Origin of the sequence: Tessaracoccus sp. MC1627 (assembly GCF_014164725.1) — a bacterium.
Taxonomy (GTDB): Bacteria; Actinomycetota; Actinomycetes; order Propionibacteriales; family Propionibacteriaceae; genus Arachnia.
Map to the genome: position 1 here is coordinate 445328 of NZ_JACJGA010000001.1, position 21715 is coordinate 467042.

Annotated in this window: 14 protein-coding genes; 5 read left to right on the plus strand and 9 right to left on the minus strand. The window is 69.0% G+C overall.

The genetic code is table 11. The features are described 5' to 3' along the window. Nucleotides 1-134: 134 nt before the first annotated feature. Nucleotides 135-533, minus strand: a complete 399-nt coding sequence (locus tag H5399_RS01915) for an SRPBCC domain-containing protein (protein WP_182781334.1) — start codon at nucleotides 531-533, stop codon at nucleotides 135-137. A 230-nt stretch (nucleotides 534-763) separates the two neighbouring features. Between H5399_RS01915 and ptsP the strand changes: the two genes are divergently transcribed. The 5 genes from ptsP to H5399_RS01940 all read left to right on the plus strand — a co-directional run bounded on the left by ptsP (nucleotide 764) and on the right by H5399_RS01940 (nucleotide 10357). Then, a complete protein-coding gene (ptsP, locus tag H5399_RS01920; protein ID WP_182781335.1) occupies nucleotides 764-3364 on the plus strand; it encodes a phosphoenolpyruvate--protein phosphotransferase in 2601 nt (866 codons plus the stop codon). Between the two features lie 13 nt (nucleotides 3365-3377). Then, a complete protein-coding gene (locus H5399_RS01925; protein WP_182781336.1) occupies nucleotides 3378-5141 on the plus strand; it encodes a PTS transporter subunit EIIC in 1764 nt (587 codons plus the stop codon). A 196-nt stretch (nucleotides 5142-5337) separates the two neighbouring features. Beyond that, nucleotides 5338-6225, plus strand: a complete 888-nt coding sequence (locus H5399_RS01930; protein WP_182781337.1) for a pyruvate, water dikinase regulatory protein — start codon at nucleotides 5338-5340, stop codon at nucleotides 6223-6225. 119 nt (nucleotides 6226-6344) lie between these two features. Next, complete coding sequence (ppdK, locus tag H5399_RS01935) at nucleotides 6345-8993, plus strand: pyruvate, phosphate dikinase (RefSeq protein WP_182781338.1); 2649 nt, start codon at nucleotides 6345-6347, stop codon at nucleotides 8991-8993. A gap of 740 nt (nucleotides 8994-9733) precedes the next feature. Next, nucleotides 9734-10357, plus strand: a complete 624-nt coding sequence (locus H5399_RS01940; RefSeq protein ID WP_182781339.1) for a hypothetical protein — start codon at nucleotides 9734-9736, stop codon at nucleotides 10355-10357. 105 nt (nucleotides 10358-10462) lie between these two features. Here the strand turns inward: H5399_RS01940 and H5399_RS01945 are convergent, their stop codons facing one another. The 8 genes from H5399_RS01945 to H5399_RS01980 form a co-directional block, all read right to left on the minus strand. Beyond that, nucleotides 10463-10585: a methionine/alanine import family NSS transporter small subunit gene (locus H5399_RS01945; RefSeq protein WP_182781340.1), complete on the minus strand. Its 123-nt coding sequence runs from the start codon at nucleotides 10583-10585 to the stop codon at nucleotides 10463-10465. Next, a complete protein-coding gene (locus tag H5399_RS01950) occupies nucleotides 10582-12135 on the minus strand; it encodes a sodium-dependent transporter (protein ID WP_182781341.1) in 1554 nt (517 codons plus the stop codon). The genes H5399_RS01945 and H5399_RS01950 overlap by 4 nt, the downstream gene beginning before the upstream one ends. A 236-nt stretch (nucleotides 12136-12371) precedes the next feature. Then, complete coding sequence (gene yaaA, locus H5399_RS01955) at nucleotides 12372-13142, minus strand: peroxide stress protein YaaA (RefSeq protein ID WP_182781342.1); 771 nt, start codon at nucleotides 13140-13142, stop codon at nucleotides 12372-12374. Nucleotides 13143-13163: 21 nt separating this feature from the next. Next, nucleotides 13164-16763 carry a hypothetical protein gene (locus H5399_RS01960; protein ID WP_182781343.1) on the minus strand — a complete coding sequence of 1200 codons (3600 nt, stop codon included), beginning with the start codon at nucleotides 16761-16763 and terminating at the stop codon, nucleotides 13164-13166. A gap of 317 nt (nucleotides 16764-17080) precedes the next feature. After that, nucleotides 17081-18787 (minus strand): FAD-binding oxidoreductase, encoded by a 1707-nt coding sequence (locus H5399_RS01965; RefSeq protein ID WP_182781344.1) that lies wholly within the window; start codon nucleotides 18785-18787, stop codon nucleotides 17081-17083. Then, entirely contained in the window at nucleotides 18784-19587 is an 804-nt protein-coding gene (locus H5399_RS01970; RefSeq protein WP_370585666.1) for a lysophospholipid acyltransferase family protein, read from the minus strand. The genes H5399_RS01965 and H5399_RS01970 overlap by 4 nt, the downstream gene beginning before the upstream one ends. Nucleotide 19588: 1 nt before the next feature. Further along, a complete protein-coding gene (locus H5399_RS01975; protein ID WP_182781345.1) occupies nucleotides 19589-20365 on the minus strand; it encodes an SDR family oxidoreductase in 777 nt (258 codons plus the stop codon). A 149-nt stretch (nucleotides 20366-20514) separates the two neighbouring features. Next, nucleotides 20515-21705: an acetate kinase gene (locus H5399_RS01980; RefSeq protein WP_182781346.1), complete on the minus strand. Its 1191-nt coding sequence runs from the start codon at nucleotides 21703-21705 to the stop codon at nucleotides 20515-20517. Nucleotides 21706-21715: the final 10 nt, after the last annotated feature.

Consider the following 21715-nt stretch of genomic DNA (forward strand, 5'->3'; position numbering starts at 1 on the left):
ATCCTACGCCCGGTAGTAATGACACTCGGGCGGGGTTAGTTAGTACATTTCCGAGTTCCCTGATGCGGGGGCGCGCACCCTCCTCCAGGCAGAAATGACGCTGGCCCGGGATCGCTCCCGGGCCAGCTGCCGTCTCACGAGGCCGCGCTGTCGATCCTCTCGAGGGCCGCTTGCCAGCGCCGCTCCAACTCATCCGCGTCGACGTCCTTGGGCAGGTGCTCATGGACGAGTTCGAGCTCGGTCCGGTCTCCGGCTTGACGCATGTGCAGGTCCACGAGCGTGCGCGGGGCGCCGTCGCTCGCGTGCCAGGAGAATCTGATCTGTTCTCTGGGATGGAAGCTGCGCGTCACGCCGTACGTGCCGTCTGAGGCGCGCCAATCCTCGCCCTTACTACCCAGCTGTCCCCCTTCGCCGAGCAGTGCTTCGGCTCCGTGGGGTTTCATGAGGACATTCCACACGCTGTCCAACGGGTGGGCGACCACGCGTGTCACCCGCACGCTTCTCGGTTCGGTGGTCTCCTCCATGGTCTCCATGACTGCACCTCCTGGTAAGCCGGGCAACGACTGTGGTGCCCTTGTCCATCCAGCGTAGTACCGCCGGTCTGACGTCGGGCAGGGGGATGGGCAGAAACCCGCCCGGACCCCGCAGATCAGAGAATTCTCCCTCCATCTGAGCCCTGCAACGGATACGCTCCCAAGCAATCGAACGGTCCCGCTGACGAGGCCCGATCCCCGGGTCGGCGGCGCCGCTGAAGGGGGTCCCCGTGAGCATTCAGAACCCGACAGTCGTGACGCTGCTGGCGCCGCTGACCGGAGTGCTTGTGCCGCTGGACCAGGTGCCGGACCCGGTGTTCGCACGCAAGATGGTGGGCGACGGCATCTCCATCGACCCGTTCGGCCACATCCTGGTCTCCCCGGTGGCAGGTGAGGTGATGGACGTCCAGCCCTCCGCGCACGCCGTGACCGTGCGTAGCGACGAGGGGCTCGAGATCCTCATGCACATCGGGCTGGACACGGTGCGCCTCGTGGGCGAGGGGTTCACACCCAAGGTCAAGGCCGGCCAGCGCGTCGCGGTCGGGGATCCGCTGATCGAGTTCGACCTCGACGAGGTGGGCCGCAAGGCCAAGAGCCTCCTCACCCAGATGGTGATCACCAACTCGGACGCCGTGGCGAGCATCGAGGCTGCCACCGGGCTGGTCAAGGCTGGCGTCGACGTGGCTGCCACCGTCGTCCTGGCGGTTGCCTCCGACGATGACCCGGCCGCCGCCGGCCCGGCGCGGACCGCGGCCTCCGACGGGATCCTCGTGCCCAACCCGACCGGCATCCACGCCCGCCCGGCCGCGACCCTGTCCGCCCTTGCGAAGCAGTACCGCTCCGATATCCGGCTCCGCCGTGGCGACGAATCGGCCAACGCCAAGTCCATCGTCTCCGTGATGGGCCTGGCCGTGGCGCGCGCCGAGAAGGTGACGTTCACCGCCCACGGGCCGGACGCCGAGGACGCCGTCGCGGCGTTGGCGCAGGCCGTTCGTGATGGCCTGGGGGAGGACTGCCCACCGCTGACCGCCGCCGAGGAAGAGGTTCCCGCGAGGCGGGCCGTCGCGGAGCCGGAGCCCGAGGTCGAGCCAGAGCCGGAGCCGCAGGCCGTCGGCCCGAAGTCCGGGGACTGGGACCTGATGCTGGGTGTCGCGGCCTCGCCGGGCCTCGGGATCGGCCGGGTACTCCAGATGCGGCGCAAGGACATCGACGTCGACGAGGTGGCCGAGGATCACCACCTGGAGCGGCGCAAGCTCAACTCAGCCATCGACCGGGCCCTGCTGGACCTGTCCGCCCTCGAGAAGCGGCTCGCCGACGAGGCGTCGGAGGACAAGGCGGCCATCTTCGCCGCGCACCAGGAGATCCTGGCGGATCCCGACCTGCTGGACCTGGCGGCAAGCGCAATCGACAAGGGCAAGTCTGCACCGTTCGCGTGGCGGGCCGCGTTTGCCACGTTCGCCGATCAGCTGGCCGGCCTGAGTAACGAGGTGCTCGCCGGGCGCGCCAACGACGTGCGCGACGTGGGCCAGCGGGTCCTGGAGGAGCTCACCGGCCAGCGCTCCGAGCGCGCCGAGTTGCCGGAGAACACCATCCTCATCGCCGAGGACCTCACCCCGTCGGACACCGCCCAGCTGGACCGCAGCCGCGTCGTAGGCTTCGCCACCTCAGCCGGCGGCGCCTCCAGCCATGTGGCCATCATCGCCCGCTCCCTCGACATCCCGGCCGTCGCCGGAATCGAGGGCAGGGCTCTCGAGATCGCCGACGGCACCCTGGTTGTCCTCGACGGCACCGCGGGCTCGCTGCGGATGAACGTCACCGAGGACCAGGTGGAGGAGATCCGTGGGAGGCAGGAGCGGCTCGCCGTCCGCAAGGCTGAGGAGGAGGCGGCCAAGGATGAGCCTGCCGTGACCACCGACGGTCATCGCGTCGCGGTGGTGGCCAACATCGGCGGCGTGGAGGACGCCGAGCGCGCCATGACCAAGGGCGCCGAGGGCGTCGGCCTGCTGCGCAGCGAGTTCGTGTTCATGGGACGCGCCACCGCGCCCACGGAGGACGAGCAGGCCGAGATCTACGCCCAGTGCTCGCGGGCGCTCAGCCCGGGCCAGCCCCTGGTCATCCGGACGCTGGACGTGGGCGGCGACAAGCCGCTGGCCTACCTTCCGATCCCGGCCGAGGAGAACCCGTTCCTCGGCATCCGCGGCGTGCGCGTCGGGCTGGAGCAGCCGGAGGTGCTCAGGACCCAGATCCGGGCCATCCTCGACGCGGCGGGCGCCGGCGCGAAGCTGCACGTGATGTTCCCGATGATCGCCACCATCGAGGACTGGCGGCGGACCAAGGCCATCTTCGACGAGGAACGCGCCGCCCACGCGCCGGACGCGGACGTGGTGGTGGGGATCATGATGGAGGTCCCGTCGGTGGCCGTCATGGCCAAGCAGTTCGCTGCTGAGGAGGGTTGCGACTTCTTCAGCGTGGGCACCAACGACCTGACTAGCTACACCCTCGCCATGGACCGTGGCCACCCGAAGCTCGCAGCCCAGGTGGATCCGTGCAACCCGGCGGTCCTCACCCTGATCGGTGGCGCCGCGGAGGCGCTGCACGCGCACGGGAAGTGGCTGGGCGTGTGCGGAGGTGTGGCCTCGGATCCGCAGGCCGTGCCACTCCTCGTCGGGCTCGGGGTGGACGAGCTCAGCTGCTCGATCCCCGCCATCCCGGCGGTCAAGGCCATGGTCCGCGCCTACGACCTGGTCACCTGTCAGGAGTTGGCCGCCCGTGCGGTGGCCTGCTCCACCCCGCAAGAAGTCCGGGCGCTCGTGCCCATGGCTGAGAACTGAGAGGCGATCCAAGATGAGCACCGCACAGGACATCGTCACCGCCGTCGGTGGGGGCGGAAACATCGTCGGGCTGAGCCACTGCGCCACCCGCCTCCGGTTCCAGCTGCGCGACGCCTCGGGCATCGACGTGGCCGCCGTCGAATCCATCAAGGGTGTGATGGGCGCGGTGCCCCAGTCGGGCGAACGCTTCCAGGTGATCATCGGCGGCGCCGTGCAGAACGTCTACAACGAGATCAACGAGCTGCCGGAGCTCAAGAACCAGACGCCATTGAGCGACGAGGAGCTCAAGGCCGCAGCCCGGGCCGGCGGAGTACGGGGCAGGTTCGCCTGGATCGACTCGTTCTTCGAGTTCCTCTCGGACAGCTTCCGTCCCATCCTCGGCGCCCTGCTCGGCGCCTCCCTGTTCATCACCTTCATGTCGCTGATGAGCACCCTCGGCGTGATCGGGAACTGGGCGGATCCGCGCGTGACGCTCCCGCCGTCGTGGCAGTTCATGAACCTGCTGTGGCAGTCGGTGTTCGTGTTCCTGCCGCTCATGGTGGCCTACAACGCCTCGAAGAAGCTCGGCGCTGACCCATGGGTGGGGTTCGCGATCATGGGCCTGGTCATGTTGCCGGGCTTCAGCGCTCTGGGCGGCATCGACGAGGCCTACACGGCGATGATCGCGGGGAGCGAGGTGACGCTGGTCGACATCTTCGGCGTCCCGCTGACCATCTTCAACTACTCCTCGCAGGTGTTCCCGCCGCTGCTCATGGCAGGGGTGCTGGGCCCGCTCTACAAGCTGTTGAAGAAGGTCATCCCTGAGAACCTGCACCTCATTTTCGTGCCGTTCCTCGCCATGCTGGTCATGCTGCCGCTGACGGCCTTCCTCATCGGCCCGATCGGCGTCTACGCCGGCGCCGGCCTGGCCTCGGTGCTGGAGTCCATCAACGCCTTCTCGCCGTTCATCTTCGCGATCGTGGTCCCCCTGGCATACCCCTTCATGGTGCCGCTGGGTCTGCACTGGCCGATCAACGCCATCATGCTGCTCAACATCTCGCAGAACGGGTTCGACTACATCCAGGGCCCCATGGGCGCCTGGAACTTCGCCTGCTTCGGGGCCACCGCCGGAGTGCTGTACCTCGCGTGGAAGGAACGCGATGTCCAGATGCGGCAGACGGCCTCCGGTGCGTTGGCCGCGGGCCTGCTCGGCGGCATCTCCGAGCCCAGCCTTTACGGCATCCATCTGCGATTCAAGAAGATCTATCCGCGCCTGCTGGCCGGCTGCCTCGTCGGCGGCGTCATCATCGGCTTCGGCGGTGGCCTGAAGACGAGCGCGTTCGTGTTCACCTCCCTGCTCACCATCCCGGCGTTCGACAACATCGCCCTCTACGCCCTGGCCATCGCGGCTGCGTTCTTCACCTCGATGCTGCTGGTCGTCTTCACCGACTACCGCACGCCGGAGCAGAAGGCGGCCGCACGCCGCGGCAACGTGGACGCCGACATCGCCGCAACGGCGGAGCCCCGCATCATCGTCGTCGACGATGTCCAGGTCAACCAGGCCCGCCAGTGGGTGACGGCCCTCGGCGGCGAGGAGAACGTCGACGGCGTGGAGTGGATCGCTGAGACCCGCGTGCGCGTCGGTGTCAAGGACGACTCCCTCGTGGATGTCGAGGCGCTGCAGCGGGCCGGCCTGGCAGGCGCGGTCAAGGTGGCGCCCAACACGTGGCACCTCGTCGCCGGTCTGGAGGCGGAACAGTACGCCGAGGGGATGCGACGGCGCCTCGCCTCCGTCTGACTCCTAGCCCCATCACCCGCCGCCTCCCGGGCTGGCGGGTTGGGAGGGGTTTGAGCAAATGGCAGGGCTCGCGGTTCTCTTGATCGATCAAATAGGCCCGAGTCCGCGTTGACCCATGCCATTTGCTCAAACCCGAGCCTGGCCCGAGCGCTGGGGCGGCCTCTCGCTCCGAGCCCGGGGTCATAGAGTGTGGACCATGTCAGCAGAGCCGCTGGAAATCCACATCATCGCCGACTCGACGGGGGAGACGGCCGCCCGGATCGCGCGGGCGGCGATCACCCAGTTCCCGAGCCGCGACTTCACCATCGTCCGCCATCGCAAGATCAACACCACCGCGGCCCTGCTGCGCGCGTTGGAGGCCGTCCGCGACAGCGCCCCTGCCGCAGCCGTGTTCTTCACCCTCGTCAACGAGGAGCTGGCGGACCTGGTGCGCAACTTCTGCCGCGACGCCGACCTCCCGTACGCGGACCTGATGACCGACGCGATGCACGCCCTGGAGCGCATCTCGGGAATCGAGGCGGACCAGGTGGCGATGCGTCCCCCCGGGGTGGAGGCCGAGTACTTCGTGCGGATGGCGGCCATCGACTTCGCCGTCCGGATGGACGACGGCTCCCTCCCTGCAGCGCTGCGGGAGGCCGACATCTGCCTGGTGGGGCCGTCGCGATCCGGGAAGACGCCCCTGTCGATCTACCTGGGCTACATGGGCTACAAGGCCGTCAACGTGCCGCTGGTGCCCGGCATCACGCCACCCAAGGAACTCTTCGAGCTGGACCGGTGGCGCATCGTCGGATTGACGATGGACGCCGAGCGGCTGCTGAAGATCCGCGGGCAGCGCGTGCGGGGCATGGGCGGCTTCGGCACCAAGGACGGCTACGCGGACCTGGTCAAGATCTATGACGAACTCGACGAGATCGGCAAGGTCCAGAAGCGCCTGGGGTGCCCCATCGTCGACACCACTGGGGTGGCCATCGAGGAGGCGGCGTCGCGGATCATCGAAATGGTCGACGATCGGGCCAAGCAGGTGGGCGCACGACTCCGTCGCCCACCGGGCATCGTCCGGCCGGGCACGCCCTGGTCTCCGTGATCCCGCAAGGGGTGGGAGAAGTTCGCCCCTGGGGCGCGGTGCCGAGGCGTCGGGTCTAGGCTGGGCGACGGATGGGGACATCGAGGTCCCCAGGGTTGTCAAAGGAGATTTTCCCCAGCATGAGCGAGGATCGTTACATCTATGACCTGTCCGAGGGTGACGCCACGATGCGTAACCTCCTCGGAGGTAAGGGCGCCGGCGTCGCGGAGATGAAGCGCGTGGGCGTTCCCGTGCCCGACGCGTTCACCGTCACCACCACGGCCTGCGTCCAGACCATGAAGCGCAAGGGCGAATGGCCGGAGGGCCTCTCGGATCAGATCGCGGCCGGTCTGGCCCGCCTGGAGGAGCGCACCGGGCGCACGCTCGGCGGCAGCGAGAAGCCGCTGCTCGTCTCCGTCCGCTCCGGCGCCGTCCACTCGATGCCAGGAATGATGGACACCATCCTCAACCTGGGCATCTCCGACGAGTCGGTGGCCGCGGTGGCCGCGGAGTCCGGCAATGAGCGCTTCGCGTGGGACTGCTACCGCCGCTTCATCCAGATGTACGGCGAAGTGGTGGAGGGCGTGCCCGGGCATGCCTACGAGGATGCCCTGACCGCACTCAAGCACCAGCGCGGCGTCGAGCTGGACACTGACCTGTCCGCCGAGGACCTCAAGGGCCTCGTCCAGTCCTTCAAGGACATCTCCAACGACCACCTGGGCGGCGAGTGGACCTCGGACCCCGTCGAGCAGCTCAACCGGGCCATCGACGCCGTGTTCAAGTCCTGGCTCAACCCCCGCGCGGACGTCTACCGCCGCGCCCACAACATCCCGGCGGACCTGGGCACCGCGGTCAACATCATGCAGATGGTCTTCGGCAACCGCGGCGACACCTCGGCCACCGGCGTCTGCTTCACCCGCGACCCCTCCACCGGCGAGAAGGCCCTCTACGGCGAGTTCCTGGTCAACGCCCAGGGCGAGGACGTCGTCGCCGGCATCCGCACCCCCCGCCCGCTCGGTGAGATGAGGGAGGTGCTGCCCGAGGCCTACGACGAGCTGATCGCCACCATGCACAAGATGGAGCAGCACTACCGCGACATGCAGGACATGGAGTTCACCGTCGAGAACGGCAAGCTCTACCTGCTGCAGACCCGCAACGGCAAGCGCACCGCCGCAGCCGCCCTCAAGGTGGCCTCGGACCTCGTCGACGAGGGCCTGCTCACGCAGGAGGAGGCCCTGATGCGCATCGAGCCCGGACAGCTGGATCAGCTGCTGCACCCGGCCATCGACCCGCATCACGGCAAGACGCCCATCGCCCAGGGCCTGCCCGCCTCGCCCGGCGCCGCCGTCGGCGAGGTGGTCTTCGACGCAGACACCGCGGCCGAGCGCGGGGGTCGCGGCGAGCCCGTGGTCCTCGTCCGCTTCGAGACCACCCCTGACGACATCCACGGCGTCATCGTCTGCCAGGGCATCCTCACCGCCCACGGCGGTATGACCTCGCACGCGGCCGTCGTGGCCCGCGGCATGGGCAAGCCGTGCGTGGCCGGCGCTCAGGGCATCCGGATCGACACTGTGGGCAAGACCCTCACCATCGGTGATCGGGTCATCGCCGAGGGCGAGATCATCACCCTCGACGGCACCGAGGGCCTCGTCTACGGCGAGGAGCTCGAGCTCATTCCGCCGCAGATCAATGAGGACTTCTCCCGTGTGGTCGAGTGGGCCGACGAGGTGCGCCGCCTCGGTGTGCGCGCCAACGCGGACAACTTCGAGGACGCGACGAAGGCCCGCGAGCTGGGGGCCGAGGGGATTGGGCTCTGCCGCACCGAGCACATGTTCATGGCGCAGGACCGCCTTCCCGCGGTGCGCAAGATGATCCTCGCGGAGAGCCCGGAGCAGCGCTCCGCCGCGCTCGCCGAGATCCTGCCCATGCAGCAGGTGGACTTCGAGGGCATCTTCACCGCCATGAAGGGGCTGCCGGTCACGGTTCGCCTGCTGGACCCGCCGCTGCACGAGTTCCTGCCAAACCTCGTGGAGCAGTCGCTGCTGGTGCAGCGGCTGGAGCTGCAGGGTGGGGACGCGCAGGAGTTGGCAGACGCCAAGGCGACGCTCGCCCAGGTCAAGAGGCTGCACGAGATCAACCCGATGCTCGGCACCCGCGGCTGCCGCCTCGCCATGCTGTACCCGGAGATTCCGGACATGCAGGCCCGCGCCATCGTCCGCGCCGCGCTCGCGGTGCTGGACCGTGAGGGGGAGACGGTGGGCGTGGAGATCATGATCCCGCTCGTCGCGCTCACCCAGGAGCTGGAGACCCAGCGGGCCATCGTCGTCGCGGCTGTCGAGGACGAGCTGGCCAAGGCCGGCCGTGAGCTCGACTACACGGTGGGCACCATGATCGAGCTTCCGCGCGCCGCGCTGGTGGCGGACAAGATCGCCGAGTTCGCGGACTTCTTCTCGTTCGGCACCAACGACCTGACCCAGACCGCCATCGGCATCTCGCGTGACGACGCCGAGAACGGCTTCCTCACCACCTACGTGATGGAGCGCGTGCTGGAGCGCAACCCCTTCGAGACGATCGACGTCGAGGGCGTGGGCCAACTCGTCCAGATGGGCGTCGAGAAGGGCCGCTCGGTGAAGCCGAAGCTCAAGACCGGTGTCTGCGGTGAGCACGGTGGGGATCCGGACTCGATCGAGTTCTTCAACTCCGTTGGCCTGGACTACGTGAGCTGCTCGCCGTTCCGGGTGCCGATCGCGCGGTTCGCGGCGGCGAAGGCGGTGCTGAAGCAGCGCTGACCGCAACTGGATGATGGGGCGGTCGGCAGCAGTGTGCTGCCGGCCGCCCCTCGTTTCGCTCCCTGAGGAGGGCCGCCCGCGGAGCGGCGTGGTGCGTCCCCATCGTTCCCTGAGGAGGCGCGCCGCCGAAGGCGCGGGTGCCGTCTCGAAGGGTTGTGACTACCACCTTCACGCAGTTCTCGTGGTCGGATGCGGGAGCCGTGAGTCGAGGCCCGGGCGGCCGTTGTCCAGCGTCCCGTGTCGGCTGCTGGTCTGGTTGGTGGCTGGGTTGTTGAGGCCGCCCGGGCCTCGCCTCCCGTCTCCCCGCACTCGTTCTCCTGTGGCGTTGCCTGGTCCCGGGTGCGGGCCGGCAGGGCGGCGTTGGGGTCGGGTCTGCTCGGGCGGGATGCCGGTTGGGTGGTCGTCGGGTTGGGCACCGCGACGCGGCGCCGCCCTGACGTCCTCCACCCTTGCTCTCGGGGAGCGGGACCCTCTGTGATCGAACATGGCCGCCCGACTTGACACGGCATAGAAGCGTCGGGGAGCGGCCCGGCTCAACCCGCGGGGAGCGGCCCGGCTCACCGCACTGGAGTTCCCTGACACGCCCAACCGGACTTGTCGTCAAGTCAGCCAGCGGAGCTGGGCCCTCCCCCTGATCCGCTCGTACGCGGAACCAGGGCCGGGCCAGGGGCGTCACCGGGTGGCGTGTGGACCTCCGATCCAGGACAATCATGAGGTAGCAACGCCTTTGAAGGAGCACCATGTCCGACCAGCCCGGATTCCGCCAGCCCGATCCGCAGGAGTCGCCCACCTACCCCGGGTCGGCAGACCCGTACGCGCAGCCCCTGGAGCAGAGCGGCCAGACCGAGCGGATGCCCATCTACCCGCCGAGCTCCCCGGATCCCTACGCGCAGCCCACCTATGGCGAGCTGCCGCGCGACGGCGGGTCCGCGACGGGCTACGCGCAGCCGGCCTACGGCGATCCGGCCCAGCCCTCCTACGGCGCCGACTACGGCCAGACCCCCTACGGTCAGGCCTACGGCCAGGGAGTCCCGCCGTCTTACGGCGTGGCGCCCTACGGCCAGCAGGCCTACGGCCAGCAGCCCGGCTACGGCTACGGCTACCCGGAACACCCTCAGGCCACCACCATCCTGGTGCTCGGCATTCTGGGCTTCTTCGTGCCCATCGTGCCGTTCGTCGCCTGGTACATGGGCGGCCAGATCAAGAGACAGATCGAGTCCGGCGCGCCGTATCAGTGGGACGGAACCCTGAAGATCGGCTATCTGATCGGCAAGATCCTGGGCATCATCCAGATCGCCTCGGTGGTCCTCACCATCGTCTGGTTGGTCCTCATGTTCGGGCTCTTCGCCACCACCGGCTTCTAGCATCGCCCAGGCGCCCCTGCACGCCTGAGACCCCCACGGGGTCGGGAGACGAAGGGGGCGGGCCGACCTGATGGTCGACCCGCCCCCTTCGTCGGTTTCTGAAGGTCAGTCGTCGCCCTCGTCGACGACGACCTCCGGCGTGCGCACGAGGTGCACGATCGAAGCGGCGAGCCCGCCCCACAGGGTGAGCATTGCGATGATCATCATGATCAGTGCGGTGGTGGTCATTTCGCCATGATCTCCTCGTACCTGGCGTCGAGAGCATCCTCGTCGACGTGAGTGATGGTGGAACGCTTCCACGGCGTGAACGCCAGCGCCGCGGCCACGACGATCAGCAACGCAGACATGCCCCAGCCGAAGAAGCCCAGCATGCCCAGCGGGTAGTCACCGTAGGGCGCGGTGACCTTGGTGATTACCTCATTGACCAGGATGTATCCCAGGACAATGGGCACCACAACGCCCACCAGGACCAGCCAGAGCCGGCCGAAGCGGATGCTCGAGACGCGGTCCACGTGGCGCTGCAGCAGCGGCAGCTTGCGTAGCACCCAGGCCACCACGACCACCATCGAGAAGGCTCCGGCGAGGATGCCGAACTTGTTGATGAACTCGTCCGTGATGTCCAGGAAGTAGAGCCCCGTCGTCGTGGGGAGGAGCAGCATCGAGACCAGTGCCATCGGCACGCTGACGGCCAGCGTGGCCTTGAGTCGGCCCAGGCCGAGCTTGTCCTGGATAGCCGCGACCACGACCTCCACGATGGAGATCATCGAGGTGAACCCGGCGAACACCAGCGAGGCGAAGAACAGTACGCCGAGTAGAGGTCCGAAGGACGTCGAAGACACGATGCTGGGGAAGGCGATGAACGCGAGCCCGATGCCGCCGGCCGCGACCTCTTCCATCGGCTGGCCCGTGGCCTGCATGAGGAAGCCGAGCGCCGCGAACACGCCGATGCCGGCGAGCAGCTCGAAGCCCGAGTTGGCGAACGCCACCACGAGCCCGGACCCGCTGAGGTTGGTGCGGCGCCTCAGGTAGGACGAGTAGGTGATCATGATGCCGAAGCCGACAGACAGCGAGAAGAAGATCTGGCCGTAGGCGGCGGCCCACACCCCTGGGTCTCCCAAGGCGGCCCAGTTCGGGGTGAAGAAGGCGTTGAGGCCATCCATCGCGCCCGGCAGGGTGACAGCCTGGATGACCAGGACGAGGAACATGACCACAAGCAGCGGAATCATGATCACGTTGGCGCGGGCGATGCCCCGCTTGACCCCGAGCGCGATGACCGCGATGACCAGGATCCACACCGCAGCCATCGGGATAGCGACCTGAGGCACGAAGTCGAAGCCGACGCTCGGCGTCTCCGCCACCTGCAGGAACTCGCCCATCAGGAAGCCGCCCGGATCGTCGCCCCAGGCCTCGGTGAAGCTGAAGAAGAAGTACATCGCGGCCCAGGCCAGGATGGCGGCGTAGTAGACGGCGATGACGAAGCACACCAGCACCTGCCACCAGCCGAACACCTCGGTCCACTTCTTCCCGGCGCGACGGAGAGCAAGCGGGGGAGCGGAGCGGTAGCGATGCCCCAGCGCGTAGTCGAAGAAGAGCAGCGGAATGCCTGCGGTCAACAGAGCGACCAGGTAGGGGATGACGAACGCGCCGCCGCCGTTGGTGTAGGCGACATACGGGAAACGCCAGATGTTGCCCAGGCCGACGGCGGAGCCGATGGCGGCGAGGATGAACACGTTTCGTGAGTGGAAGACCTCACGGTTCGCGGTCTTGGGTTCGGACATGTGCCCTCCCTTCAGGGAGTGGGGGTGTGCTGACCCGCGTAGCGTATTCCACGCAACCCGCCGCATGCGGGCGGGTGGGGATTTGGTCCGTCGTGTCGCGCGAGCCCCCCGTCTGCTGGAGCAGGAGTCTCAGGCGGCGGATCTGGTGTCGACTACGCCACCAGATCCGCCTCTCAGTCGTCGGGGCCAGGCTGCACCTCGCCCATCGGGGCCGGCTCCACCCCACTCGGAGGGGCTCATCGGACGAAGACCGGCTGGTCCTTCGTGGAGCGGGCCTCATCGTAGGCGTAGCCGTCGCCGTCGAAGTCCGCGAGCTTCCCGGGCGTGCGCACCCGGCCACGGATCATCCAGCCGGCCATGGTGCCGCGGGCCCGCTTGGCGTGGAAGCTGACCACCCGAGGCTTCCCGTGCGGGTCCCGGTCCTCGAAGCGCGGGCTGATGATGCGGGCACCGAGGCGCTCGGGCCGCACCGATGCGAAGTACTCCTGCGAGGCCAGGTTGATCAGGACGTCGGCGCCGGGCGACTCGTCGAGGTCGCGACGCAGCAGGTCGGTGACCTGATCGCCCCACCAGTCATACAGAGAAAGGCCCCGCCCCGTTTCCAGGCGGGTCCCCATCTCGAGCCGGTGCGGCTGGATCAGGTCCAGCGGGCGCAGGAGACCGTATAGGCCGGACAGGACGCGCAGCGTCTTCTGGGCCTCGGTGAAGTCCCGCTCGTCCAGGGTCCGCGCAGCCAGGCCCTGGTACACGTCACCGTTGAAGGCCAGCACCGCCGGCCGGGCGCTACGGGGTGTGTGGTCGGCTGTGAACTCCGCGTATCGGGTGGCGTTGAGGTGGGCCAGGTCGTCGGAGATGTGCATGAGCGCCGCAATGTCCGACGGGGACTTCTCGCGCATGATCTCGATGAGCTCGCTGGCTTCGCCGAGCAGCCTGGGCTCGGACCGCTTCCTCGTGGGCAGCGGAGACTCGAAGTCCAGCGACTTGGCCGGCGACAGCACGGTGAGCATGGCAGCGAGTCTAACGCCCCCTCAGCAGCCGTCGGTCAGCTCGACCCCGGGCACCAGCGCATCCCACTCCTCCTGTGACACGCGGGACCCGAACCGGCCGCACAGGTCCTCGACGGCGGCCTTCGGGTCGTCGGGCCAGGCGACGGCGCGGCCCCCGTTGAGCGCCATCACGAAGTGGCCGTCGACCCACGCCGCCCCGGTGAGGTTGGTGGCCTCCGGCCTCAGCGACAGCTCGAGGCGCGCCGAGCCGTCATCGATGCGCCACACCCAGAGCCGCCCCGCCCGGGTGGCGGCGTACAGCAGGTCGCCGCCGCGTCCGAAGCCCACCTGCGTCAACTCGGACTGCGCCTGGTTCAGCTCGTGCAGGACCTGCGGAGCCTCAGGCGTGGAGACATCGAAGACGGTGATCCGCCCCGCGGTGTCGCCGACGGCGAGGGTGCCTCGAGCCGAGAATGCGTAGTCGATGGGAATGGCGTCGTCCGCCAACGTCAGGGTGGCGGCCTCCTCCGGGCCGTTGTCGGTGAGCCGCCACAGGACGGCCGACTTGCCGTCGACGTGCATGGCCACGAACGTGCTCTCGTCGGGTGTGAACCCCGACCCGCCGGGCCAGGTGTCTTCCAGGACGCTGACGAGCGCCCAGCCGTCCCCGTCGCGTTCGAAGAGGCGGTAGCCGGGCTCGCCGCGGTAGCCGAGCGACAGATAACGCCCCGACGCGGACACCTCGACATCCGCCAGACCGCCCTGACCGGGCATACGGTCCACCGCCTCGAACCCGTCCTCGGTCCGTTCGAGGGTGACCAGCGTGCCGCCCTCGGTGAGATTGACCAGCACGGAGGCATCCTCGCTCAGGATGGCGAAGCCGTTGTAGGTGTCGCCGTCGGCCGGAGCCTCGACGGGGAGCTCCACCCAGGCGTCGTCGTCGCGTCCCAGCACCAGCCCGCCGGAGGAGGAGCCCAGCATCACGGCGTCGGCGCCGCCATACACACCGAAGAAGCGGCCCTCCGCCAGCTGCAGGACCCTCGGGTCCTCAGCCGTGGGCCAGGCGGTCACCGCGCCGCCCGTCGCGCCCGCGAGCAGGACATCGCCGCGCGCACCCAGGCTGGTCACGACCGTCGGCTCGGGGAAACTGCGCACCAACTCCCACCCGGGGAGGTACTCACGCAGCTCCCCGAAGGCCCCTCCGACCAGGAGCCGGTCCCCGAGGTGCCGCACTGCGTTGGCTGAGGCCTCGAACTCGACCGAGTCGATCAGGGAGGGGCCGGCGGGCGGCGTGGCGAAGCGGTAGCCGAACCCCTGCGTGGTCCCAGCAAGCACCTCGCTGCCGTCCGGAGAGGCGTTCATCGAGATCACGGTGCCGGCGACGGCCAGATCGGCCTGCCGCGTGCCGTCGACGCCGAACACCGTCACGGTGTCGCTCACGCCACCGACGAAGACGGTCTCGGGCGTCATCGCCAACCCCGTCACCGCCATCGGCTCGTCGAGGCTGAGATCGGGCAACGGCACCGGGGCATCCGGGTCCGTGAGGTCCACACGGCGCACGTCACCCTCGAGGGTGCCGACGGCGACCGTTGGACCGGACCACGCAGCGCTGTACGCGACGGTGTCGTCTCCCAACTCCAGGAGCCTGGTGGGTTCACCGGTGACGTCCCACACTGCAGCGGTCTGCTGGCCCCCGACCAGGACCAGGGCGCGCCCCGCCACGGTCGCGCCCTCGAGGACGAACAGCTGGCCGCCGCCGCTGTCGAACGTCTCGGCCTCGCCCGTGATCGAGCCGCCGCGCCACAGCGTCACGCTCCCGGAGCTGTCAGCGCGTAGCGTCACATCCGCCCCGTCGATGTGGGACACCATGGTGGTCCCACTCGGCCCGACGGACCGCGTCGACAGTGGGGTGCCGGCTGACTTGAGCACCGCCGAGCGACTTTCCACGCTCTCGTCGAGTGCCAGGGAGGCCACGCTCAACTGCGCCGCGCGGTTGGGGGCGGACGGCCGGATCTCGTCGGCGATGAGCGCCAGCTGCCGCGCCTGCGCCGATCGTTCCGAGGCCTGTGCGGCCTGGCGCAGGCTGGAAGACTGCAGGCCGGCCCCCACCGCCACGACGAGCATCGCGATGGCGATCGCGGCGGCGGCGACGGCGAGTTGCTGCCGTCGGCGCAGCGTGCGGATCGTGTCGGCCTGCGCGCGCTGCTGGGCGTCTGCCAGGTCGAGGCTGGCGGCGATGAAGCTGTTCTCCCGGGCCGACAGGAGCGGGGCGCTGGCCTGCCTGGCCCACGTGCTCCACAGCTCGGCCTCCACCGGCATCAGGGCGTCGTCCTGCCTGCCGCCCTCCTCCCACACCTGGGCCGCCATCTGGATGCGGCGCGCGATGAGCAGGGACGCCCGCTCCTCGTCGATCCAGCCGCGCAGACGCTGCCAGCGGGTCAGCAGGGCGTCGTGGGACACCGCGACACTGCCGCCGTACAGGGTGAACAGGCGCGACCCGAGGAAGGCGTCGACGATCGGCGACATCTCCTCGGAGAGGTCCTCCAACGGCAGCCTGCCGCGGAGCACACGGTCACCGTCGAGCTGGATCAGGGCGAGCAGGAGCCTCCGGGCCAGCGGCTTCTGCTGCTCGGTGAGGCCGGCGTGGACCGCCTCGGCCTCCTCATCGAGCGCCGACCACAGCCCGCCCATGGCGAGGTAGTGCGTGGGGGTGAGGGTGGCGCCGTGCGCCGCGGCCCAGCAGCGCCGCATTGCGCTGGACAGGAGCGGCAGCGCGGTGCCGGGTGCGGGTTCCCCGTAGAGCCGCAGGTCTCGCAGGATGAGCCGGACCAGGTCAGGCGCGACGGTCCGGCCGTGCCGGCGGGCGGGCTCCTCGATGATGCGGGTGTACTCGACCGTGCTGAGCGGCCCGACGAGGATCGGCGCCGCGAGCGAGGCCGCGAGCCGCTCGTCGCGCATGGCGAACCCGAACGCGTCGGCGGTGATCGCCACCACCGACGTCACGCGAGGCGGCAGCCCGGCCAGGGCGTCGAAGAACGCGGCGCGCTCGGCGGCGGGGAGTGCAGCGGCCTCCTCCACCTGATCCGCCACGAGCAGCACCCGGCCCGGCGGGAGCGTCAGCGTGTGAAGGTCGGCCACGCGCACGGCAATGGGCGTGAACGCAGCCAGCGGTCCATCCGGGGCGCAGGCGGTGCCGATGAGGCCCGCGGCGAGCAGCGATGATTTTCCGGCGCCGGAGTCTCCCAGCACGACGACGGGGCGGGGCGCGTCGTCACGCAGGCAGGCCTCGACCAGAGCCTGGTAGGCGCGCTCCCTGCCCACATAGACGGCGCTCTCCTGCGCCGTGTAGCTGCGCAGGCCCACGAAGGGGGACGCCTCGACGACGGGGGCGGACCTGGCGGATGCCACCGCCCGCTGCCAGGCCTCGCGCTCCTCCGGCGAGGTCACCAGCCCCAGTGCCTCGAGCAGGTCGAGGAAGTTGGAGGTGAGCGCCGGTGTTGGCAGCCTTCCCTCGAACCAGCCCTGGGCGGTCGACGGCGGCACCTTCGCCAGCGACGCCGCTCGGCGGATCGAGAGGTTGGTGGCGTGTCGCGCCGCGCCGATGTGCTCGGCGAGGGCCTCGCGGCTCAGTGGTGGCTGCATGGCGGCACGATACTTGCCCCGTCCCCCCGCGGATTCGGCGGGTCGTCCCGCATGGACGGGCCCCGCGACACGTGGGCCTGACAACGGGTTTGTGTAACCGGTGCACTCTCGTACAGCTGGTGGTTCGTCCACGCGGCGGGTTGGTGCCTAGTCTCGGAGATGTCGGCGATCCCCGCCCCGGGGGGGTGCGAGGCTGTGGCCTCGCATCGGGGAGGGTGTCCCCCGGGGGGGAGGGCACCAACGAGGCCGCAGACGAACCGAGACCCTCGGATCCAGCACACAGGTGCCGGATCCGAGGGTCTCGTCAGTCGTGGGGGTCAGGCGTCCAGCGAGTTGGTCGAGATGCCCGGCCGGCCTTCGTGGATGATCTTGCCAGGGTTCAGGTTGTGCCCCGGGTCCACGCCGTCGAACAGTGCACGCTGGATGGATACGCCGGCCGGAGAGATGTCCTGATCCATCCAGGGGCTGTGCTCCTCGCCCACGCCGTGGTGGTGCGACACCGTGCCGTGATTGTCCATGAACGACTGCTGCAGCACGCGCTTGGCCACGTCGTAGGTGACCATGGCGTTGTCCGACTTGTCGGCGATGGCGAACGTGAAGTACTGGCACGCCCCCGAATGGTAGGAGTGGCTGAGGTGGCAGAACACCACGCCGCGCACCCCGATCTCCGCCATCGCCTTGTGGAACGCCGCGACAGTGTTGGTGTGGATCTGCTCCACATAGGCCCACGGCGTGGTGGTCTCGGACACGTCGGCCACCAGGCCGCGGTCCAGCATGAAGTCACGGATGTAGGGGGTGTCGTACTTCTTCTGGTCGTACAGCGAGCCGGGGCCCTTGCCGACGCCGATCCCGCCGTGATTGCGCACGATCTTGGCCACGAGGCCCTTCTCGTAGCGCACGTGCGTGGGGGATCCCTCGTAGCCCACGAAGCTCATGGCGATCTTCTCCAGATCCCAGCCCTTCTGGAGCATGATCCGCTGGATGGCCTTGCTGCTGAGCGAGCCCAGCCGGCTGGACTTCTTCCCGTTGGCCATGATGTATTGCGTCTCAACGGCGTCAGAGACGCGCGCCATCATCACCGAGGCGTCAGACTCGACGATCTCCTGGCAGGCCCGCAGGCCGTCCTCGTACGTGGCGAAGAAGTAGGCCTGCAGCTCCCGCACCTCCGGGATGCGGTGCACGTTGACCCACGCCGACGTGATGATCCCCAGGCGGCCCTCAGACCCCAGCACCATCTCCCGCACGCTCGGACCCGACGACGACGACGGAAGCGGCCGGAGCGTCAGCACCTGGCCGGGCATGACCATGGTGAGACCGCGGCAGATGTCAGCGATGTCACCGTACTTGTCCGACTGCATGCCCGAGGACCGGGTGGCGATCCAGCCGCCCAGCGTGGACCACACGAACGAGTCCGGGTGGTGCCCCATCGTCCAGCCCCGTGCCTTCAGCTGGTCCTCCATGTCCGGCCCGAAGACGCCCGCCTCGATGTGAGCGAGCCCGGAGACCTCGTCGATCTCCAGCACTCTGCTCATCCGGCCGAGGTTCACCGACAGCACCTGACGCGTCTCACCGGGCTGCGCCTCCAGGGCGGCGACGATGTTGGACCCACCGCCGAACGGGATGAGCACCGCGTCGGCCGCGACAGCCGCGTCGACGAGCAGCTCCACCTCGCGCTGCGTTCCGGGGTAGAGCACCGCGTCCGGGATGCGTCCCAGCAGGCCGCTGCGGACGCGCAGGAGGTCACGGACGCCCTTGCCGAAGGCGTGCACGACGCGGGTCTCGTCGTCGGTCTGCACGAAGCCCTCGCCGATGATCCCGGCGAGCTCGGCCCTCAGCGTGTCCGAGAGACGGCTGGCGGGCACCTCCAGGGAGGAGAACGGAGGGATGGGCTCGACGGGGGCCGTGATGTCCACGCCCACCATCTTCATCACGAAGGGCGGGAACTTCGGCTTGTCCTCGTAGCGGTAGGCCTTGCCTTCCTCACCCCAACCCCACCACTTCTGCTGCTTGACGCCGTCGATCATCGATCCTCCTGCTTATGTGCCTGTTCCTTGGCATCCTCAACCAAGGCGGCGATGTGGGACTTCTGGGCCAGCTCGATGGCCTCGGTGCGGGCATACTCGGCGAGGGTCTTCTTGCCGTAGGCGCGGGCCGTGGTGTCATGGAGCTGGAGCACCTGGCGGCGCATCCGTTCGTTGAACTCGTGGGCGATCTCGCCCGGGTACGGGGTCATGGGGCGGCCGAACACCACGTGCACCTCGGGCCGGCCCTTCGGGAGGTGTTTCTGCCGCGAAGGCCACGCGTCGAACGCTCCGACGAGGGCCACGGGCAGTGCGGGCACCCCCCGGGAGATGCACAGCGACGCAACGCCCGGGACGAAGGGCGCCATCGCCCCGGTGCGGGAGCGGGTGCCCTCCGGGAACAGCAGGATCGGCACCCCGTCGTCGAGAAGCTGCGCCGACATGCCGCGCTTGCCCTTGCCGCCCTTGCCGCGGTCGATCGCGAAGGCGTTCATGAACAGCGACATCGACATCGACTTCATCCAGTTGTCGAAGAAGAAGTCGCCGGCCGCGCCGGTGGCGACGAACTTCGACAGCCGGGTGGGCAGCGAGCACAGGATGAGCGGGGCGTCCAGGTGCGAGGAGTGGTTGCCGAACACCACGAACGCGCCCTCCAACCCGTCCAGGTTGGACAACCCGTGCACGTGGATCTTCAGGATCCGCAGCAGCGCCGGCTTGAGGAGCAGCATCTGGGCCGTCTGGCGCGTGGTGGCCTGAACCTTCGAGGTGTACCTGGTATTGGCCGGATCGACGTCCTTGGCCACGTCAGTGCTTCTTCCGCGACGCGCTCAGCTTGTGGGAGAACCAGCGGGTGAACGACCGCGGGCCGTGGACGGCGATGAAGTTGGCCACCTTCCACTTGAGGGTGGGAACGGACACGTAGCGCCCCTTCTCGGCGTCCGCGAGCGCCCCTCGCACCAGGGTCTCGGCGTCGATCCACACGATGCTGGGCAGGGACGTGGCCCGGATGCCGGCGCGCTGATGGAACTCGGTGCGCACCCACCCCGGGCAGAGCGCGGTGGACGTGACGCCGGTGCCGCTGAGCTCCAGCGCCAGGGCCTGCGAGTAGGTGGTGCACCAGGCCTTCACCGCCGAGTAGTTGCCCGTGAAGATGGTGCCCGCCGTCGATGAGACGTTGATGATCCGGCCGTGGCCGCGCGCGCGCATCGACCTCGCGGCGGCGCCGCCGAGGATCAGGACGGCCAGGCACATCACGTCGAGGGCCTTGGCGTGCATGTCGATGTCGTTCTTGTCCAGCAGCGTGGTGTGCAGGCCGAACCCCGCGTTGTTGACGAGCAGGTCGACGGGGCGGGCGGGATCCTCGAGACGCTCAGCCACGCGCAGCACATCGGCCCGGACGGCCAGGTCCGCGCTGATCACCTCCACGTCGACCCCGTGCTCTGCCTGCAACTCCGCGGCCACGGACTCAAGCCTGTCGGTGTCGCGGGCAACGAGGATCAGGTGCGTCCCGCGGCCGGCGAGTTCGCGCGCGAACGCGTGTCCGATGCCTGAAGTCCCGCCCGTGATCAGTGCTGAAGCCATGGGATTAAGGTACGCCACCCGGGAGGGTCGCCGCGATGCGTACGGCGCCCTGACGCGCCCGTTCGTTGTAGTCCGACAATCAAAGAGCCGGCTGGTTGTGGGGGTGCCACAACCAGCCGGCCCGCGCAGTCTGTCGACGGCGTCCCTGACTACTCGGCGGCCGCGGTGACCGCGACCGTCTCGCGGGCCATGGCCAGCTCCTCATTGGTGGGTACCACGAGGACGCGCACCTTGGACGCCGGGGTGGAGATCTCGCGGGGCTCCCTGGAGCGCACCAGGTTGGCGTGCACGTCCAGCTCGAAGCCCAGGCCCTTCAGCCGGTCGATGACGGGCCGCCGCACGTGCGCGGCGTTCTCGCCCACGCCGGCGGTGAAGACCAGCGCGTCACATCCGCCGAGGATGGCGATGTAGGAGCCGATGTAGCTGACCAGCCGGTGGACGTAGACGTCCAGGGCGAGCCTGGCGCGCTCGTCGCCGGCCTCGATCTGGGCCGCGACATCGCGCATGTCGGTGTAGCCGCACATCCCGCCCATGCCGGACTGCTTGTTGAGCAGGTCGTCGACCTCGTCGATGGTCATCCCGTTGCGCACGAGGTAGGCGTGCAGGCCAGGATCCACATCCCCGGAGCGGGTGCCCATCACCAGGCCCTGCAGAGGGGTGAGACCCATGGACGTGTCCACCGCGACACCGCCGTCGACCGCCGAGATCGACGCCCCGTTGCCGAGATGGCACACGATGATCTTCGTCTCCTCCAGCGGGCGTCCGAGGAACTTCGCCGCCTCCTTGGACACGAAGCTGTGCGAGGTGCCGTGGAAGCCGTACTTCCGCACACCCAGGCGCTGGGCGGTGTCGTAGTCGACGGCGTAGGTGTAGGCCGCCGGCGGGATGGTGGAGAAGAAGGCGGTGTCGAAGATCGCCACGTGCGGCACACCAGGCAGGACCTCCTGCGCGCCGCGGATGCCGGCCACAGCAGGCGGGTTGTGCAGGGGGGCGAGGCCGGAGAGCTCCTCCAGCTGGGCCACCACGTCGTCGTCGATGAGGGTGGAGTGCACCAGCTTCGCCCCGCCGTGCACCACGCGATGACCGACGGCCGTCACGTGGTCGAGGCTGGGTCCGTGGTCCCGGAACATCGCCACCACGGCTGCCACTGCCTCCGTGTGGTTCGCGAACGGGCGCTCGTCGTGATATTCCGCCTCACCCACCTCGTGGGTGATGGTGGAGACGTCCTGCCCGATCCGCTGCACGATGCCGACGGCCTGAGGCACACCGATCGCGGGGTCGAGATACTGGTACTTGATCGACGACGACCCGCAGTTGAGCAGGAGGATCGGCTGGGACATGACGCCCTTT

Coding starts and splice junctions, on each gene's coding strand:
- H5399_RS01915 (WP_182781334.1), bottom strand. CDS start 533: ATGGAGACCATGGAGGAGACCACCGAACCGAGAAGCGTGCGGGTGACA.
- H5399_RS01930 (WP_182781337.1), top strand. CDS start 5,338: ATGTCAGCAGAGCCGCTGGAAATCCACATCATCGCCGACTCGACGGGG.
- H5399_RS01925 (WP_182781336.1), top strand. CDS start 3,378: ATGAGCACCGCACAGGACATCGTCACCGCCGTCGGTGGGGGCGGAAAC.
- H5399_RS01950 (WP_182781341.1), bottom strand. CDS start 12,135: ATGTCCGAACCCAAGACCGCGAACCGTGAGGTCTTCCACTCACGAAAC.
- yaaA (WP_182781342.1), bottom strand. CDS start 13,142: ATGCTCACCGTGCTGTCGCCGGCCAAGTCGCTGGACTTCGAGTCTCCG.
- H5399_RS01960 (WP_182781343.1), bottom strand. CDS start 16,763: ATGCAGCCACCACTGAGCCGCGAGGCCCTCGCCGAGCACATCGGCGCG.
- H5399_RS01945 (WP_182781340.1), bottom strand. CDS start 10,585: ATGACCACCACCGCACTGATCATGATGATCATCGCAATGCTCACCCTG.
- H5399_RS01975 (WP_182781345.1), bottom strand. CDS start 20,365: ATGGCTTCAGCACTGATCACGGGCGGGACTTCAGGCATCGGACACGCG.
- H5399_RS01980 (WP_182781346.1), bottom strand. CDS start 21,705: ATGTCCCAGCCGATCCTCCTGCTCAACTGCGGGTCGTCGTCGATCAAG.
- H5399_RS01965 (WP_182781344.1), bottom strand. CDS start 18,787: ATGATCGACGGCGTCAAGCAGCAGAAGTGGTGGGGTTGGGGTGAGGAA.
- H5399_RS01940 (WP_182781339.1), top strand. CDS start 9,734: ATGTCCGACCAGCCCGGATTCCGCCAGCCCGATCCGCAGGAGTCGCCC.
- ppdK (WP_182781338.1), top strand. CDS start 6,345: ATGAGCGAGGATCGTTACATCTATGACCTGTCCGAGGGTGACGCCACG.